Genomic DNA, 18,037 nt, shown 5'->3' on the forward strand with positions numbered 1-18,037 from the left:
ATTCTGATCGTCTGCATTCCTGTACAAAACACCAGGGCTTCCCATATTGAAATCCGAGATAACCGGAATTTTTACTTGTTAATTGTGAAAATGTCACTGCCCACGGGTACAAACCTACTATTTTTCTTGGCATTTTGGGTAACCATGAATTATTTTTTAAATTAAGAATCCACTTAACCTGAGGAATCGAGGAAAAAATGGAAAATGCACAAAAAACACCCTACACCTGCCACATTTTTGTTTGTACGAATGACCGCCAGGGCAGACGCCGGTCGTGCGCCGACGATGGAGGTGTCAGCATTCGGGAAGAGCTTAAACAAAGGGTCCGGGAAAACGGATGGAATGAAAAGGTACGTGTTTCTCAAAGCGGCTGCCTGGGACAATGTGAAAAGGGGCCCAATGTAATGATTTACCCCCAGAATCTCTGGTTTTCACATGTTACCCAAAGAGATATCGGGAGCATTTTGGAGCAAATAGAAAAATCATTAACTTTGTAAGAAATTCTCTAACCCAAGAGTTTTCATCGAATTGGATATTTTTTTCAGCGAACAAATTATTTTTCATCCTTAAATTCGCCCTTGCGAATAACCATTCGGATGAGTAAATTGATACCTGTATTTTGTAATTTACTTTTTTGGATAAAAAATCCGTGCGAAAAGTCATTTCAGCCAGCCGGCGCGTAGAATTACTGGCCTGTTTCCCAAAGAAACTGACCGATTTTCTGGAGAGCCGTCTTCCGCCGGAAAAGGTGCACACCCTTGTTCTCTGGACCAAAAACGCCAACGTGCTGCTCAACAACCGACGCGTCCGCGAGGTGTTGAGCCGCTACGATCAGATTTACATTCACTATACTATTACGGGCATGGGAGGCACCTTTCTGGAGCCCTTTGTCCCAAAGCCCGGACAGGTTCTGGCACGACTCCCGGAGATCATTGATTTTGTTGGAAATCCGCTTCGTGTGCACTGGCGTTTCGACCCGATTGTCCGGGTGAAGACCGCTCAGGGGGATAGCTATTCAAACGTTGATTTTTACCCGGAATTGGCCGAGCAGATCCTCCCGCTGGGCATTCGTGACGTAACGGTTAGCTGGCTGGCTCGTTACCCAAAAGTGGTCACTCGAATGCAAAAATACGGCGTGGTTCCACTGGAAATTTCCATCGAACAGCAAAAACAGCACGCCGCACGACTGGAAAGTCTGGCTCACGCATACGGCGCGCGTGTTCACTATTGCTGTATGGAGGGATTTCCACAGGCAAGCTGCATTAACGGCCGGCTGCTGACGCTTTTGCATCCCCGGGGAGAACCGGCTTCGTTGAAAAAAGCCCGGGGACAACGTCCGCTTTGTGGCTGTACGGAAAGCTGGGATATCGGCTGGTACAATCCGTGTCCTTATGGCTGTTTGTATTGTTACGCAAACCCCAAACTGTTTCCGCGTCAAGACATTCTGAAAAAAGGCTGGATAAACAAAATCTAAAGGAAGGAGACCCTATGCTGTACCGTTTGTTTGAAGAAAAGGATGTGGAATCCGTCGCTGCTTTTCTGAATTCTATTTTTATCTACGACAACATGACACGCTCTCTCCTGTTTGAAAAGACATTCGGGGATGATGCTTTTCAACCTGACATGACCTGGATTGTGGAAAATGGCAACGAAATCATCGCGTTTATGCAGGGTGTATTCAGGCATGATGAGGGCAAGCGCCTCGGATGGATTAAACTTTTTGGCGTGGCCCCCGATTACCGAAGACGGGGAATTGCAACCGAATTGCTGAACCGTGTGGAGCTCTCCATGAAAGAAGCGGGCGTAGAAAAATTGGGGCTTCTGGCATCGTACGTCAATTATTTCCAGCCCGGAATTGACCCGCGGTACACGGAAGCCGTTGTTTTCGCTGAACGCCGCGGTTTTACCCGCTTCGACGAAACGGAGAATATGGAGGTCGATCTGATTCATCAATCTTTTGAAACGGCCGAAAAAGAAGCGGCCCTTCAAAAAGAAAACTTTTTCGTCCGGCGGGCGACGGCAGGCGACAAAGCGGCCGTGGTGGCCTGGGCTGAAAAAAGTTTTCCGAGCTGGGTAGGCGAAATTCTTTCCACCTTCAAAAATGATCCCATCAGCCTGCATCTGGCATTTCACGGAAATGACATTGTGGCCTTCTCGGCTTACGATGCCAACAACAAGGGTACCGGATGGTTTGGCCCCATCGGCACCGATCCTATTTGCCGGGGGAAAGGAATCGGCGGTGTGCTGCTGCGGCGCTGTCTGAACGACATGAAAAAGCAGGGACAACCCGTTTCCATCATCCCTTGGATCGGCCCGATTGCCTTTTACCTGCACTACGCCAACGCCCACATTTCACGCATTTTCTGGCTGTATGAAAAAAACCTGGTATCATCTGCGGATTAAGGATGATAAAACGGCTCGAAAAAGCGGTGACCCGCGAATTTCACGAATTTTCTCGAATGGATTTTTTGGAATTACGTGGGTGTAATTAGCGGCTTTTAACGTGAAGTTTATGATTAAATGTCTCACTTTGTTTTTGCGGGATAACCAACGGAGAAAACAATGCTTGAAAATATCCTTACACTTTTTATGGGATTTCTTCTCATGACAAACGGCGCACAGGCTCAGTACCATCCGGTTGTAAAACCCGGAATTGACGTTTTGCTGGAAAAGCATCTCGATTTGATTCAGGGAAAGCGCGTGGGGCTCATCACCAACCCCACAGGCGTAACCTCAGAAATGGAATCCGACATTACGGCTTTGTACCGGGAACCGGGTGTCGAATTGAAGGCTCTCTTCGGGCCGGAACACGGCGTTCGCGGCGAAACCCCCGCCGGGGCAAAAGTGGGCACGTACACGGATCCCGAAACGGGAATTCCCGTGTACAGTCTGTACGGAAAAACCCGAAAGCCAACCCCTCACATGCTCGATTCCCTGGACGTCCTTCTCTTTGATATTCAGGATGTGGGAATCCGCCCCTACACCTACGTGTACACCATGGCCTACGCCATGGAAGCCGCCAAAGAAAAAGGAATCCCGTTTATCGTGCTCGACCGTCCCAATCCCCTGGGAGGTCTCCTGGTGGAAGGCCCCATTCTGGACGAAACCTTTAAATCGTTTATCGGGCTGTATCCCATTCCCTACGTCCACGGAATGACGATTGGTGAACTGGCCGAGCTTTTTAACACCGCCTACGGCATTGGCGCGGATCTGACCATTGTTAAGATGGAAGGCTGGAGGCGGGACATGCTTTTCAACGATACCGGCCTGCTGTGGATTCCCACCTCTCCGCATGTACCCCATGCCGACACGCCGTTTTTCCTGGCCACCACCGGAGGGTTCGGAGAGCTGGGGACGATTAGTGAAGGTGTGGGAACGCCGACCCCCTTCGAATTGGTTGGTGCGCCTTGGGTTTCGGCCACGAAACTGGCCAGGGCATTGAACGCGGCCAAACTTCCCGGAGTCTATTTTCGGCCGCTCAGTTTTCACCAATATTACGCCCATTTCTCCGGAAAAACCTGCAACGGGGTGCAGATTCACATCTTAAATCGGCGCCGCTTTTTGCCCATGCGGACACAAATCACCATTCTGGCAACGCTTTACCACTTGTACCCGAATGCCGGGATTTTTGATACGGATCGTGTGAAGAGCTTTTACCGCGCCATGGGAACGGACAAAATCCGGAAAGAAATTGAAGCCGGTTGGACGGTCGACCAGATTCTGAACGCAGACAAGCCGGAACTTCTCCGATTCCTTCGGTTGCGCAAAAAATTTCTGTTGTATTAATGCGTTCACTCTAAAAACCAGGAATCACACGAATTACGCTAACTTAATTCCAGAAAGCTTTGAAAAAATCAAGATTTCTGACACAGATAATTGCCCGCAACAAAATAAGCTCAACAATTTGTGATAAAAATTAATTTGCTATTAACATGGGGTCAATTTATAATTAATTGAAAAATAGGTGATTACGTAACATTTTTCTGTTATTGACCCTCCCCCCTTGGGGGTGGGTTAAAAAAAGTTAAATAATAAAATCCGATTTTTTCAAATCTTTCTTTCAATAAAATCAATTCGTGAAAATTCGTCAAATTAGTGGGTAAAGGCTTTTTAGAGTAAACTCAAATAAATAGGGACAAAACCCATGAATACTGTGGAATTTCAATCGGTTACGAAAAGTTTTGGCGACGTCCGTGCCGTGGATCATCTGACATTTTCGATCCCCCGTGGGAGCATTTACGGACTGTTGGGTCCCAATGGGGCCGGCAAAACCACCAGCATTCGTATGCTGATGCAAATTATTTTACCCGACTCGGGTACCATTCGCGTGTTCGGACAGGATCAGAAAAACGGCTATCTGGATCGAATCGGCTACCTCCCGGAAGAACGCGGTTTGTACCGAAAAATGAAGGTTAAAGATGTGATCGCGTTTTTTGGCGAGCTCCACGGGATTAAACCGTCCGACATCAAGAAACGCACCACATTCTGGCTGGAACGCTTTGATTTGTCAGAATGGAGCGATCGAAAGGTGGAAGAGCTTTCCCGGGGCATGCAGCAAAAATTACAATTCATTATCACCATTTTTCACCAGCCGGATCTGATTATTTTGGATGAACCCTTCACAGGTCTGGACCCGGTGAACGCGCAGCTCGTGAAAGATGTCATTCTGGAGGAACACAAGCGAGGAATCACCATTATCTTCTCCACCCATTTAATGGAACAGGTGGAAAAACTGTGCGACCGCATTTGCCTGATCAACAAGGGACAGGCTATTCTGGAAGGCAAGATTCAAGACATCAAACAAAGATTTGGGAAAAATCATGTGATTGTTTCCTATTCAGGGGAGTCGGATTTTCTCTCTGATCTCTCTATTCAATCGTATAACGATTACGGAAATTACGTGGAAATCTTGTTGGCGAAAGAGGCTGATCCGCAAGACCTGCTGAGAAAAATAATCAGGCAGGCAGATGTGCATAAATTTGAAGTCACGGAACCCTCGATGCACGAGATTTTCATTGAGACCGTTCAATCGCTGGGAGGGAATAAAAATGAATAAGATTTTTGCGATTATCAAGCGGGAATACACGTCCCGGGTACGCACAAAGGGGTTTATCATCAGCACGCTTCTTATTCCCCTCTTGTTTTTAGTGGGTTTTGCCATTCCCGTGATTGCCACTCTCATGAATTCAGAAAAGCCTCAAAAAATTGCCGTTGTAGATCAAAGCGGACAGATTTTTTCGCAGCTTCAGTCCGCTTTTACAGATACGCTTAAAAACGGGGAACGTCTGTATCATTTTCTCCCGGTAAAAATCGGGGGAAACGATCCGGCCGCTCTCAAAAATCACCTGGCCAAAGAGGTGGAAGCCAAACAAATTCAGGGATTCCTGATTATTCCGGCAGACGTTTTTGACACGGGAAAAATCCAGTACTACGCCAAAAATGTAAGTAATTTTTCTGTGAACGAACGCCTGTCGCGGCGAATCTCTAAAATTATCACCCGCATTCGGCTGGAAAAACAAAATCTGGATCCGGCGCTTATCCAGACACTGACGAAAGGCATTAAGCTGGAAACTTTTAAAGTGACCCGAAGCGGAAAACAGCAAAAAGATTCGGGAGCCACATTTGCTATTACCTACATCCTGGTGTTTATGTTGTACATGGCGATCCTCATTTACGGGGCAACGCTCATGCGAAGCGTGCTGGAGGAAAAAACCTCGCGCGTGGTGGAAGTGGTGGTTTCATCGGTGTCGCCATTCAAGCTTATGGCCGGAAAAATTTTGGGGGTAGGAGCCGTCAGTTTTACCCAGATGTTTATCTGGGGAATGACCCTGTTTCTCATTTCTGTTTACGGCGTGGGTTTGGCTGCGTCCCTGGGAGCGGGAAATGTACTGGCTAAATTTCATATCCCTCCGCTGGATCCGGTGGTTCTCCTTTATTTTTTCCTTTTCTTTATTTTGGGCTACATTTTATATTCCATTTTTTACGCGGCTATCGGGGCCATGGTCAATTCCGAACAGGAAGCCGGTCAGTTTCAAACTCCCATTATCATGCTTCTGGTTATTCCTATCATGCTGATTATCCCCGTCGTGTCCAATCCGGACAGCACGCTGGCCGTTTCGCTTTCGCTTTTTCCGTTTACGGCGCCTATTATCATGTTCATGCGCATTTCCGTTTTGATGCCGCCGGTTTGGCAGATTGGATTAAGCTTTGTGATTCTGGGGCTTACCATTTGGGGAGCGATCTGGATAACCGCACGGATTTACCGGGTGGGAATTCTCATGTACGGCAAGCGCCCCAATTTGCCGGAAGTGTGGAAATGGATAAAATATTAGGTAAAATGTCCCCGGCACGTTGAGAGTGCCGGGGACTCCCAGGGGGCCTTTCAATCAATCATCACATTTGCTGTAGGTACAGTCGGGATTAATGCAGGTATGGCATCCATTTTCCACTTTCAGGGTGCGCTGGTTGCACTTGGGACAAATTTTCAGAATCTCTACTCCATCCAGCGAAACACCCACCGCGGGTGCGTCAAACTGGTGTTTCCCTTCAACGGGTTTTTCGGGTGCTTCAGCCAGCCCAATATCCACGAAAAACCGCTCAATCACATCGGCGATTTCACTGTAAAAAGACGGCACGTACTTGCCGTTTTTCAGGTATCCGCCGTTCGGATCGTAAATGCTTTTCAATTCTTCCAGAATAAAACTGGGATCGGGTGACTTCCGGAAAATAGCGGAAATGAGACGGGTAAGAACGGCATACTCCGCCATTTTGGTGAGATCCTTGCTGTTGATAAAAATCTCAATGGGCCGTTTCCGCCCGTTTTCCTCCACGTAGCCCAGGGTCACGTACACGGCGTGGCTCACAAACCCGCTTTTCAGCTTGTAGACTTTGGCGTCCACAATTTCCGGCCGATGCGCCACCGCGTGGGGATCGTCCAGAAGGGGCTTTTCTTCTTTTACTTCTTCAAATTTTCCGTCAAAGGTTTCCAATTCTAACATGAGTATCTCTCCCAATGGACATACTTATTTTTTTGATTGACTTGATTATTTAATTCTAACCCAATAAAAAAGGTATCACTTATTGCCGCGAACGCGCGAATAAAAGATTTCGTTTTCGTTCCTCTCGAATTGAATGAACTCTGAGCGTCTCTGTGCCATCTCTGCGGCACTCCGTGTAACTAAAAATGAATTATTCTACGACTCCGCTACCAGCACATCGCCCTTTTTGTTCTTCAGAAAATGGTAAACGGTTGACAATCGTCCGTTGGGCAGACTGATCAAATCATCCCCGCGCAGGACGACGCTGTCCCCATTTTTGCCGTAGCGGAACTCTTTCTCTTTCATCCGCTGAAATTCCGTTTTGGCCCTTTCGTCAGCCACCAAAATCGGATATCGGCTGCCATCCCGATAAACCGTGATACCCTTGAGGTGATTTTTCCAGGCATGAAGGTAAATATTCGAAATCACTTCCGGTTCAATATCCTCGGGGAGATTGACCGTCGACGAAATGCTGTGATCCACGTATTTTTGACACACGCCCTGGATTTGAACCCGTTTGAACGGATCGATTTCGTGGGCGGTGCGGAAAAAATAGTCGGGTAAGATTTCTTTTAAATCGTCCAGCGTTTGTGCCTTTTCCGCTTCTTTGGACAGGCCGTTTTCATCAAGATACGCCTGAACACTGGAATGAAATACCCTGAAAAGCCGGTTGTCAAAGGATTCGGCCCGGCGGGTGTAGAAAAGGGCAAAAATGGGCTCGACACCACTGGAAACACCAATGTAATTTTTCTCGCCCCGGACATAACCGACCACAATATTTGAAATCGTCCCGGTGGGTGCAATCGAGAGCAGGGCAATATTCCGAAGCCCGTTTTTCTTAATGATTTGTTTCGTTTTTGCGCTCAGGCTTTCCTGAAAGAAGGGGTTTTTGGAATAGGCCTCATAGTCAAACACCGGGGACGGCCCTTTCTCGGCAGCCAGTTCTGCCGAGGCCCGGTAGGCGGCTTCCGCCACACGAGCCATGACCTTCCCCATCAGGTCAATTCCTTTTTCGCTGTCGTAGGGAATTCCCAGCTGATTCAGCATGTCCGCAATCCCCATCACACCTATTCCCAGGCGGCGGGTTTCGCTGGCCGCTTTGCGCTGTTTTTCCAGGGGATTCAATTCTTCATTCCAGGTCACCACGTTATCCAGAAATCGAACCACATGGGCCACGGTTTCATCCAGACGCTTCCAATTGATGCGGGCCTTTGCCGTGAACCCGTTTTCAACCAGGCGGGGTAAATTGACGGAGCCCAGATTGCATGCCCCGCCGTCTTCCAGGGGCACCTCCGCACAGGGGTTGGTGGCGCTGATGGGTCGCCCCACGTAATTGGACGGTGAATATTTGGCCATGCGCGACCAAAAGATGAGCCCCGGTTCCGCTGTTTTGTAATTGCCTTCCACAAAGCGATCCCAGATGGTGCGGGCTTTGACCAGTTTCCGGATTTCTCCAGTGGGTTTGGACGCAAAATAAAGCATGTAATCGCCGGAATAGCGCAGTGCCAGGTCGAAGGGTTCATCTTTCAGCGGAAGGACCAAATCGCCGTACACATCCCGTTGATTGACATCCTTCAGAGAGGCTTCGGAAACGGAAATAGCGAATGTATCGCTCAAATATCTTTCCGCTTGTTCAAAGGTGTCGAATGTCTGAAGCAGCTCATAATGAGAAATATCTTTCGCCGGCATCCCAATCGAATAATGGGGAACATCTTCCAGATAGGCGGTTTTAACAACCTCTTTTGTGTTCTTTTTGTACAGCAAAATCTTCGTCTTGCCGTACTGATTTTGTTCGTCCACTGCCTGCATAAATTCATCCGTTACCTTAATGCTGATATTGGCAAAACGAACCTGGGTGTTTTCAACCACCTGTTGTTCCACTTCCTTAAGCTGCTTTTCATCAAATTTATTGGACCACTTTAATTGATTAATGATTTGCTGGCTGGTCCAGTTGGGTTTTTTCTTCACCTGAATGAATTCCAGCACATCGGGATGTTTGACGTCGATGGTCAGCATGAGTGCGCCCCGGCGTCCGCTCTGGCCAATGAGTCCGGTCGTCATCGAATACAATTCCATAAATGAAACGGCTCCGGTGGACCGATCGGAGGCATTGTGAACAACGGAGTCCTTCGGCCGAAGGATGGAAATGTCCACACCGATTCCGCCGCCGAAAGAATAGGTTCGTGCGCATTCGTAAGCGGAGTTGTAAATGGACTCGATGTTATCCCCCTTAATGACGCTGGCAAAGCAATTGGCCAGGGTTTTCAAACGGTAAAGGTCTCCGGCGCCTGCGATCACGCGGCCGCCGGGTACAAAAACGGCGTCATAAAGGTCCTTGTAAAACGTAATGGCCCATTCCTTTTGCTTTTCCTCATTGGGTTCGACAGCCGCGATGGCCGCCGAAATGCGCATAAAAGCATCCTCAGGCCGATTTTCAAGAAAATTCCCTTCCAGATCCCTTAAGAGGTATTTCTGTTTATAAATGCTCTTTGCCAGTTCATTTCCACCTAAATAATCTGTGGGATGTACGGGTATTTCGTGGGTGGCTTGTTTCTTGCGTAAAAACTGGTGCAGGTTCTTGTACGCTTGCAATTGGTGAGCCGGAATCATGTGAGCAAGCTTTCCCTTGTGTGAAAACATGTCTTTAATCATAACACCTCCTGTGTTAGTGTGAAAAACGTACCGTTTCCGAGACGGAGGATCGAGCAAAAAAGAAGAAAAAACGTGTTAGGTTTACTCAATCGCTCCAACACCCTCCCGCGAGGGGGCTTGAGCGCCGAAGTTGGCAGGTCTTCTGACTTGGGGATCACTCAAAAAAAGCGCCTTCCCATGCGCCTCAGGCACACAGTGGTCACATGCTCCTTTTGTCCCCCCTTACAGCGGCGGGGCCGTTTCGGATTTTCACCGAATTCCCTTTTAATCTTTATGGAAGAACCAACCCGACATCTTGTAGGCGGAAGAAAATATAACAACTAAATATAGTGATGTCAAGGATTTTTTTAAAAATTTTTAACGCGTTTTTTAGCCATGCGGCAAAATAAGAAGTTAGATTTGTAATCATTTTGAGACAAAATTTCCCCGGTTTTAAAGGAAAAATTTCGGCCTGAAATTAGACTTTCCCTTTCAAAAAAAACCTTGATTCTTGCCGAAAAGTTTATTATGTTCGATGATAAAAGAATGCATTTGCAAAAGCACTATTCTGCAAACCACTACCGGTGATAAAAAATTAAGGGAGCACCCATGAAAGTCGTTTTATTGCGACACGGACAGAGCCAGTGGAATCTGGAAAATCGGTTTACCGGCTGGACGGATGTCGGCCTGACCGAGCAGGGAATCCGGGAAGCTCACGAAGCGGCCCGACTTTTAAAACAGGAAGGATACACATTCGATGTTGCCTTTACTTCGGTTCTTAAACGGGCCATCAAAACACTCTGGATTGTAATGGAAGACATGGACTTTATGTGGATTCCTGTTTATCGGAGCTGGCGACTGAATGAACGCCATTACGGGGCATTGCAGGGTTTGAATAAAGCCGAAACCGCCCGAAAACATGGAGAGGAACAGGTCCTCATCTGGCGGCGAAGCTATGACGTGCCCCCGCCTGCATTAGATCCTTCAGACCCCCGGTTTCCCGGGCACGACCCGCGTTACAAAGACGTCCCGGAGGAAGAGCTGCCCCGGACGGAAAGTCTGAAGGACACCGTCAAACGATTCCTGCCGTATTGGCACGAAACCATTGCTCCAACGATCAAGCAGGGCAAAAAAGTCATCATTGCGGCTCACGGAAACAGCTTGCGAGCCCTTGTAAAATATCTGGACAACATGTCCGAGGCCGCCATTACAAAGCTGAATATTCCCACTGGTATCCCCCTAATTTACGAATTGGATGATGAGCTCAAACCCATTACCCATTATTACCTTGGTGATCCGGAAGCTGTTAAGAAGGCAGCCGAAGCCGTTGCCAATCAGGGTAAAGCCAACGCTTAAAAATAATATTTTCAGGGCCATTTGTTGATTTTTCACAAATGGCCTTTTTGTTTCGATCCGGCATACGAAAATAATCGTTTCCTAAAAGAATCCATAACCTTTCCTTGGGAGGCACATATGAGACTTAAAGAGCAAGAGGTTCGACTGCAATTTCACGGGGAAGAAATCCGCTTGCAGCGCGATAAAAACGGGGTTCCTCAAATTTCAGCAAAAACAGAAGCAGGCGCTTACTTCGGCCTCGGATGGGTACACGCAAACGATCGAATGGTTCAAATGATGCTCGTGCGTCTCATTGCCCGCGGCGAGGCCTCCGAAAACCTGAAAGCCACAGAGGAGCTTATTGCCATTGACACCTTTATGCGAAAGATTAACTTTCGGGATGACGCCCGAGATCAGGTTAACGCCATGGATGCCGACACCCGGGCCATTCTGGACGCCTACACGGCCGGGGTAAATGAATTCCTATCGCATGAGAAACGTCCCTTTGAGTTTAAAATGGTCAAATACAAACCAGCCCCCTGGAAGCCCGAAGATTCACTGATTACTATCAAAATCATGGGGTATGTTGGCCTGGCACAAGCTCAGGGCGATATGGAAAAATTCATCATTCAGATGGTTCAAAACGGGGTATCCCGGGAGAAACTGGAAGAGCTTTTCCCGGGGCATCTGGATGGAATGAATATGGAGGCCATCAAAAAGATTCAGCTCGAGGCCCCCATCGTTCCGGATTCCCTGAAATGGCTGCACCAGGTACCCCGGATATCGGCCAGCAACAATTGGGCGGTTGCTCCGGAAAAATCCGCCTCCGGAAAAGCCATCTACTGCAGCGACCCTCATCTGGAGGTGAACCGGCTGCCTGCCGTGTGGTACGAAATCATGATGAAATATGACGGAAATGCCGTCATCGGCAACACCATTCCCGGCGTACCCGGCATCCTGTACGGGCGCACCAAAGACCTGGCCTGGGGATTTACTTACGCCTTCATGGATATGATCGATTTTTACATTGAAGATTGCAAGGATGGGAAATTTCGCCGGAAAGACCAATGGATCCCCTTTGAAACGCGAACGGAAACCCTGCATCCCAAGGGCAAGGATCCCATCACCTTCACGGTTTACGAGAATATGCACGGATTTCTGGAGGGTGATCCCAATACACCCGGATACTATTTAAGCATGGCCTGGTCCGGGCGAAAAAACGGGGGGGCCGACGCCCAAATGAACATGATCCGAATGCCGCGAATCAGATCCACAAAAGAGGCCATGGAAACCATGCGAAATGTGGACATCCCCCCGCTGGATTTTATCTTTGCTGACAGCCAGGGGAATATTGGTTTTCAGATGTGCGGCCGTATGCCCAAACGCCGAAAAGGCTGGACAGGATTGTACCCGGTTGAAGGCTGGGATCCCAAAAATGACTGGAACGGTTTTGTGGATCCGGCAGACCTTCCGCACGAATACAACCCCGGCCGCGGATATCTGGCAACCGCCAACAACGACCTTAACGCCCTCGGCAAAGCAAAACCCATTAACCTGCCCATGGCTTCGTATCGCGTCGACCGGATTCAGGAATTATTGGCTGCACAAGAAAAGCATTCGGCCGAAACCATGAAAAAAATGCATTACGATCTTTACTCCAAACAGGCCGAACGCTTCATGCCGATCATCAAGCCGCTCCTGCCGGACACCGAGGCCGGGAACAGACTCAAACAATGGGATTTCCACTACCAGGAGGATTCCGTAGCGGCTTTTTACTTTGAGCAAATTTACCACGCGTTATTGCGGGATGTGTTCGGCGTTCAGGAATGGGGCGAAGAGGTGTTCGACTTTCTGGATCAGGAAACCGGAATTTTCGTGGATTTCTACGGCAATTTTGATGCGATTTTAACAAAAGAAACATCGGCGTGGTTCGACGGCAAATCCCGCGAGCAAATCTACCGGGAGGCCATTGAAAAAGCCCTCGCCGTCAAACCAAAGTCCTACGGCGAAACCCGGCTCATTACCATGACAAACATTTTCTTCGGAGGAAAACTGCCCAAATTCCTGGGATTCGATTACGGCCCGTTTCCGCTTAAAGGAAACCGCGCAACCATTCCTCAGGGAGCCATCTACAAAAACGGCGGCATGGTGACCACCTTTCATCCCTCTTTCCGGATGATTGCCGATATGGCCACGGATGTGCTGGAAACCAATCTGGCGGGCGGCCCTTCCGACCGGCGCTTTTCCAAATGGTACACATCGGACATTGAAAATTGGCGGAACGGCCGGTACAAGGCCTTGAAAATCAAATAGACTCAAAATAAAATCGGAGGTTTTTTACAGTGAGTGCCCCTCAGCCCAACACGGGCAATAATATTGATCAGATTCGAGACCTGATTTTTGGCGAAACCATGCGGGAATACGAGCGCCGGTTTGTGGAACTCCAAAAACGCGTGGAAAAAAACCACGCCCTGTTTGAAGAAACCGTTCAGAACTTGCGGCAGCAAATTGAAACCGTTGACAGGGAAAACAGGGACTCCCTTCAGAAGCTGCAAAAGGAATTGGACGACGCGGCGCGGGAAATGCAGCAGAATCTAAAAACGCTGAAAGCCGACCTTCTTGAAAAAATTCAAACCCTTGCTCTGGATAAAACAGACCGGCTCCAATTGGCCAATTTTCTGACCGAACTTGCCCTTCGGTTAAAGGGAGAGGACGTCCTTCAGGAATTGAGCCGCCAGGCTGCATCCGCGGAAAAATGAACGGTACATCCCCACAAAACCACCTGGCAACGCCTCTGGAAAAGCTAAAAGCCATCCTTCTGGCTGAAAAAGACAGAGAGATCGCGGAGCTGCAACAGGAAATGGCCGCATTAAAGGACCAATTAGAGGATAAAGAGCGCCTGATTCGAACCTTGAATCCGGTGTTAGCGGAGGCCCTGGAACAAAAGATCAACCAATCAAAAGAGGAAATGGCCAGTGCATTGGCGCCCGTGATGGGGGCCGCCATCAAAAAACAGGTACACGAGGCAAAAGAAGATGTGGTTGATGCACTTTATCCCGTCATCGGCCGAATGATTTCCAAAGCTGTTTCCGAGGCCATGAAAAAACTGGCAGCCAGTATTAACGAACGGGTCAATCAAACCCTTAATTTCAAACTGCTGATTACAAAAATCAAGGCAAAATTCCTGGGCGTGAGTGCCGGGGAAATGCTTTTGGTCCAAACAGGAGCCTCTCATCTGGAAGAGGTTTTTCTTATTGACAAGCGCTCCGGGCTGTTAATTGCCCAGGCCAGTCATCCTGCTTTGCAAAATGAAACGGACTCTTCTCAGGCTATTGCCGGAATGCTGACAGCCATTAAAATGTTCGTGGAAGACGCATTCCCATCCGCGGAAAAGGACGAACTCCAGGAAATCGCTTACAGCGGCCGCAGTATTCGCATTAATCCGGGACGGTACACGTACCTGGCAGCGGTCTTTTCCGGTGTAGCCGGCGCCGATTTTGACAGGCAGTTACGGACCATCCACGATAAAATTCACTCAAAATTTCACAGGCAATTGCGCAATTACGATGGGGACATTTCACGTCTTTCCGGGGTTCATTCCCTTTTGGAGGGCTTTTTCTCACAATTCAAATAGCTGATCCGAAAAAAAGAAAACCCAAAATCGCAAGAAAGTGGCATTCCATCTGCAAAAATCTATTACCGAAAACGATCAAAAGCAGCAGGCTTTCTCTTGAAAAATCAGGGGTAAAATGGAACATCATTTGATTCAGAAAAAAATTTGTCTTCTGGGAATGTTTGGTGTCGGCAAAACAAGTTTGGTACGCCGATTTGTTTACAATCGCTTTGATGACTCCTACCTGGTTACGGTAGGTGTAAAGGTGTCGCAAAAGATTCTCCCGCCCGTCAAAAACCGCCAGGGAAGATGGACTCAATTCGAGTTTCTCATCTGGGATATTGCGGGTTTTGAAGAGGCTGGCGGCCCAACCCAAACCTATTTTCTGGGAGCTTCGGGAGCACTCGTTGTGGCGGATCTTTCCCGTCCCTACACAATAGACGTGCTTCCCAAAATTCTGGATTCCTTTTTTGCCGTGGCTCCCGCTGCCAAAATTGTTCTGCTTGGAAATAAAAAAGACCTTTTTACACAGCCCGAGGAGCAGGGCCACTCTCTTCAAGGGTGGAGCGAAGAGAAAAAATGGCCGTTTCTTTTAACCAGCGCCAAAACCGGTGAAAACGTGGAAAAGGCCTTTTTGGCACTGGCCCGTACGCTGGTGGGAGAGGAACAGTAGATCCAATGGCACTCGAGACATTTTTAAATGATAAAAAATTCGGTGTGGCCCATCTGTCATCCGGGCTCGATATTCTCTGGCACAACACATTTTTCCCGGATTTTACTGTTTCCGGACAAAGCGGCCTGAATCTTCCCCTGAAGCAGGTACTGCCGGAACTCATCGGAATGGAAACCGTTCTTCAGGAAATTGCTTCCGGAAAACGTCAGCGGCTTTATCTGGAAAATCTGGTTCGCGAAAAGCCGGACGGCCGTGAAATCTATTTCAACCTCTTTGTTTACCCTCCAGAAGAGAAGGACGCTTTTCTGACGATTATTCTCGAAGATCAAACAGAAAAAACTCGGCACGAACAGCGCCTTTTGCAGCAAACCAATGAAATCCGGCTCCTTGAGAGCCTTTTGGAGTCGCGGGGCGAGTATGCCAGCAGAAACATTTTGGGCCGTTCGCCGGCCATCCGGGCGGTGCGAAAAATGATTGCCAAAGTGGCATCTGTTCCCTCGGCGACCGTTTTGCTGCAGGGAGAAAGCGGCACCGGGAAAAATCTTGTGGCACGGGTCATTCATTATTCTTCACAGGAGGCCAAGGCCCCGTTTGTGGAGATCAACTGTGCGGCCATTCCTGAAGCTCTTTTGGAATCGGAACTGTTTGGCTACGAGAAGGGAGCTTTCACAAATGCGGCCACAGGGAAACCCGGACTTCTGGAGGAAGCCGACGGAGGCACCCTTTTCCTGGACGAGATCAGTCAGATGTCCCTTAAACTTCAGGCCAAGCTTCTGTCGTTTCTGGAGTCACGGCGTTTCCGGCGCCTTGGAAGCACACAGGAAATTGAGGTTCGGTTGCGACTGCTTGCAGCCACCAATCAAAACCTGGCGGATTTGGTTGAAGAAAAGCAGTTTCGGGAAGATTTATTTTATCGCCTGAATGTGGTCTGGATTAACCTTCCGCCGCTGCGGGAGCTGGGAGAAGACCTGCTGGAAATCGCACACCATTTCATCGACTTGTTTAACAGGGATTTTAATAAACATGTTCGGGGGCTGGCCCCGGAGGCACGGGAAAAGCTGCTCGCTTACCCATGGCCCGGCAATGTGCGCGAGCTGCGAAACGTACTTGAACGCGCCATGATTTTTGCCGAAGGAGATGTCCTTGAGGCAGACGATGTTTTAATCCAGCCTCAGACGAAACGTGGTTCAACCGTTCAGGAAGAAATCTTTCATCTTCCGGCCCAGGGGGTTCCTCTGGAGGAAGTGGAAAAAAAGCTTCTTCTGGACGCCATCCGAATGAGTCACGGCAATCAATCCCGGGCGGCAAGGCTTCTGCACCTCAGTCGGGACACCTTTCGCTACCGGCTGAAAAAACACGGTTTGATGGATGTCAATCCCTGAAAAAAATTTCTCATCGGAAAAGCGACGCGATGTCTTTTAAAAAAACACTTTTCGGCGGGTTGATTTTGTTTGGCGCGTTTTTTGTACTTTGTCTGGTACACGGCGCCAATAAAATTGAAACCCACTTGAAGAATCAAACGGAACAAAAACTGAAAAAGCAGGGATTCAACGAAGTGCACACGGCCGTTGACGGGCGAATCGTCGTTTTACAGGGTAAACTTTCTTCCAAAAAAGAAAAAGCCGCTGCGGAACGACTGGTTGCTTCGGTTTGGGGAGTGAGAACCGTCGTGAATCACATTCGGGTACAGCGGCCGGCTTCCGCTTTTTCTGCCGGAGTGACTCGGTTCGTGAAAGAGATACAGCAAACAACGGTTCATTTTGCCCCCAATCGCTGGGCCATTTCACCCAGCAATCGGATTTTACTCGATTGTCTGGCAGATTCTCTTAAAAAATATTCGCACATGAGCATCCGGATTGTGGGGTTTTCCGATTCACTGGGTAATTTGGCACGAAACAAAATAATCAGCCGGAAACGTGCAGAGGCTGTGCGTGATTATTTTTTAGGAAAAGGAATTTCCTCTTCCCGACTGGTTGTGGAGGGAAAAGGAAGCCGTGACTTTTGCGCCTCCAATCAAACCGACGAGGGCCGCTGGAAAAACAGGCGAGTGGAATTTAGAGTTCTGGAGACACCCTGACATGTTGTTTTTATTAACCGAAATAGGCGCCTGTCTGATTTTTATCGCAGTACTGGCTTTTGGATTGGGCTGGTTTCTGCGCGGACAGCTGGCAAAAAACGAGATCCATCGTCTGGAGAAACTCTGGAAAATTAATCTACTGGCCAAAGACTTGGCATTGGAGAAAAAGCAATCTCACATAAATAAAGAAAATAAAAAATGAACAAATCCTTTTTAAAAATGCGACGTGTGGTTTTGCTGGGCGGGGTTGTGCTCGGCCTGTTTATCCTCAACTGTGCGAATGTCCAATCCCTGATTCAACACCTCTCTGTTGAACAGCCTCAGGTGACCGTCGTGGGCGCTCAATTGAAATCCCTATCCTTTTCGGGGGCCAGCCTTTCTTTTGACGTGCGCGTGCAAAATCCCAATCCGGTAGGCATTGATTTAAAGGAGTTTCATTACGATTTCCTCCTTGACGGACATCCGTTTTTATCGGGAGACGAAACCCAATCGTTAAAAATTGAGCCTAACGGATCGAACCTCCTTCACATTCCTGTCGCCTTTACATTTGAGACGATTTACAAAACATGGAAAGACTTAAGGGACAAGGACACAACTCGTTATCAGCTTAAGGGGGTTTTTGGATTTGATGTACCGGTTTTGGGACGGGTACGCATTCCCGCCAGCAAAAG

The 18,037-nt window shown here is 48.4% G+C and carries 17 protein-coding genes and 1 riboswitch; of the genes, 15 read left to right on the plus strand and 2 right to left on the minus strand.

Annotation, left to right across the window (positions count from 1 at the left end; translation table 11 throughout):
• The first annotated feature begins 197 nt into the window (after positions 1–197).
• From GXO76_08605 to GXO76_08630, 6 genes are all read left to right on the plus strand, one after another.
• Entirely contained in the window at positions 198–497 is a 300-nt protein-coding gene (locus GXO76_08605) for a (2Fe-2S) ferredoxin domain-containing protein (protein NOY77913.1), read from the plus strand.
• Positions 498–649: 152 nt separating this feature from the next.
• Entirely contained in the window at positions 650–1,474 is an 825-nt protein-coding gene (locus tag GXO76_08610) for a DUF1848 domain-containing protein (protein ID NOY77914.1), read from the plus strand.
• 14 nt (positions 1,475–1,488) lie between these two features.
• On the plus strand, positions 1,489–2,403 hold the full coding sequence (locus GXO76_08615) for a GNAT family N-acetyltransferase (protein ID NOY77915.1): 915 nt from the start codon (positions 1,489–1,491) through the stop codon (positions 2,401–2,403).
• 159 nt (positions 2,404–2,562) lie between these two features.
• Complete coding sequence (locus GXO76_08620; protein NOY77916.1) at positions 2,563–3,786, plus strand: DUF1343 domain-containing protein; 1,224 nt, start codon at positions 2,563–2,565, stop codon at positions 3,784–3,786.
• Positions 3,787–4,144: 358 nt separating this feature from the next.
• Positions 4,145–5,056, plus strand: coding sequence for an ATP-binding cassette domain-containing protein (locus tag GXO76_08625; protein ID NOY77917.1), 912 nt, complete (start codon positions 4,145–4,147; stop codon positions 5,054–5,056).
• Entirely contained in the window at positions 5,049–6,332 is a 1,284-nt protein-coding gene (locus GXO76_08630; protein ID NOY77918.1) for an ABC transporter permease, read from the plus strand. Before GXO76_08625 ends, GXO76_08630 begins: the two co-directional genes overlap by 8 nt.
• A 54-nt stretch (positions 6,333–6,386) precedes the next feature.
• On the opposite strand, the gene GXO76_08635 is transcribed toward GXO76_08630, so the two are convergent.
• Positions 6,387–6,998 carry a hypothetical protein gene (locus GXO76_08635; GenBank protein NOY77919.1) on the minus strand — a complete coding sequence of 204 codons (612 nt, stop codon included), beginning with the start codon at positions 6,996–6,998 and terminating at the stop codon, positions 6,387–6,389.
• Between the two features lie 195 nt (positions 6,999–7,193).
• The gene (locus tag GXO76_08640; protein ID NOY77920.1) at positions 7,194–9,689 is read right to left on the minus strand and encodes an adenosylcobalamin-dependent ribonucleoside-diphosphate reductase; all 2,496 of its coding nucleotides are present in this window, start codon (positions 9,687–9,689) and stop codon (positions 7,194–7,196) included.
• Positions 9,690–9,803: 114 nt separating this feature from the next.
• Positions 9,804–9,991: riboswitch (cobalamin riboswitch) on the minus strand.
• Between the two features lie 286 nt (positions 9,992–10,277).
• Here GXO76_08640 and gpmA point away from each other — a divergent pair.
• From gpmA to GXO76_08685, 9 genes are all read left to right on the plus strand, one after another.
• Positions 10,278–11,024 (plus strand): 2,3-diphosphoglycerate-dependent phosphoglycerate mutase, encoded by a 747-nt coding sequence (gene gpmA, locus GXO76_08645; GenBank protein ID NOY77921.1) that lies wholly within the window; start codon positions 10,278–10,280, stop codon positions 11,022–11,024.
• A gap of 117 nt (positions 11,025–11,141) precedes the next feature.
• A complete protein-coding gene (locus tag GXO76_08650; protein NOY77922.1) occupies positions 11,142–13,316 on the plus strand; it encodes a penicillin acylase family protein in 2,175 nt (724 codons plus the stop codon).
• A gap of 29 nt (positions 13,317–13,345) precedes the next feature.
• Positions 13,346–13,762, plus strand: a complete 417-nt coding sequence (locus GXO76_08655; GenBank protein NOY77923.1) for a hypothetical protein — start codon at positions 13,346–13,348, stop codon at positions 13,760–13,762.
• The gene (locus GXO76_08660) at positions 13,759–14,637 is read left to right on the plus strand and encodes a hypothetical protein (protein NOY77924.1); all 879 of its coding nucleotides are present in this window, start codon (positions 13,759–13,761) and stop codon (positions 14,635–14,637) included. The genes GXO76_08655 and GXO76_08660 overlap by 4 nt, the downstream gene beginning before the upstream one ends.
• A gap of 115 nt (positions 14,638–14,752) precedes the next feature.
• Complete coding sequence (locus GXO76_08665; protein ID NOY77925.1) at positions 14,753–15,289, plus strand: GTP-binding protein; 537 nt, start codon at positions 14,753–14,755, stop codon at positions 15,287–15,289.
• Between the two features lie 5 nt (positions 15,290–15,294).
• On the plus strand, positions 15,295–16,671 hold the full coding sequence (locus GXO76_08670) for an AAA domain-containing protein (GenBank protein ID NOY77926.1): 1,377 nt from the start codon (positions 15,295–15,297) through the stop codon (positions 16,669–16,671).
• Positions 16,672–16,700: 29 nt separating this feature from the next.
• Complete coding sequence (locus GXO76_08675) at positions 16,701–17,366, plus strand: OmpA family protein (GenBank protein ID NOY77927.1); 666 nt, start codon at positions 16,701–16,703, stop codon at positions 17,364–17,366.
• Position 17,367: 1 nt separating this feature from the next.
• Positions 17,368–17,568 (plus strand): hypothetical protein, encoded by a 201-nt coding sequence (locus GXO76_08680; GenBank protein ID NOY77928.1) that lies wholly within the window; start codon positions 17,368–17,370, stop codon positions 17,566–17,568.
• A partial coding sequence (locus GXO76_08685; protein ID NOY77929.1) for an LEA type 2 family protein occupies positions 17,565–18,037 on the plus strand: 473 nt, incomplete at its 3' end. The genes GXO76_08680 and GXO76_08685, both read left to right, overlap by 4 nt.

Source organism: Calditrichota bacterium (assembly GCA_013151735.1).
GTDB lineage: Bacteria > Zhuqueibacterota > JdFR-76 > JdFR-76 > BMS3Abin05 > BMS3Abin05.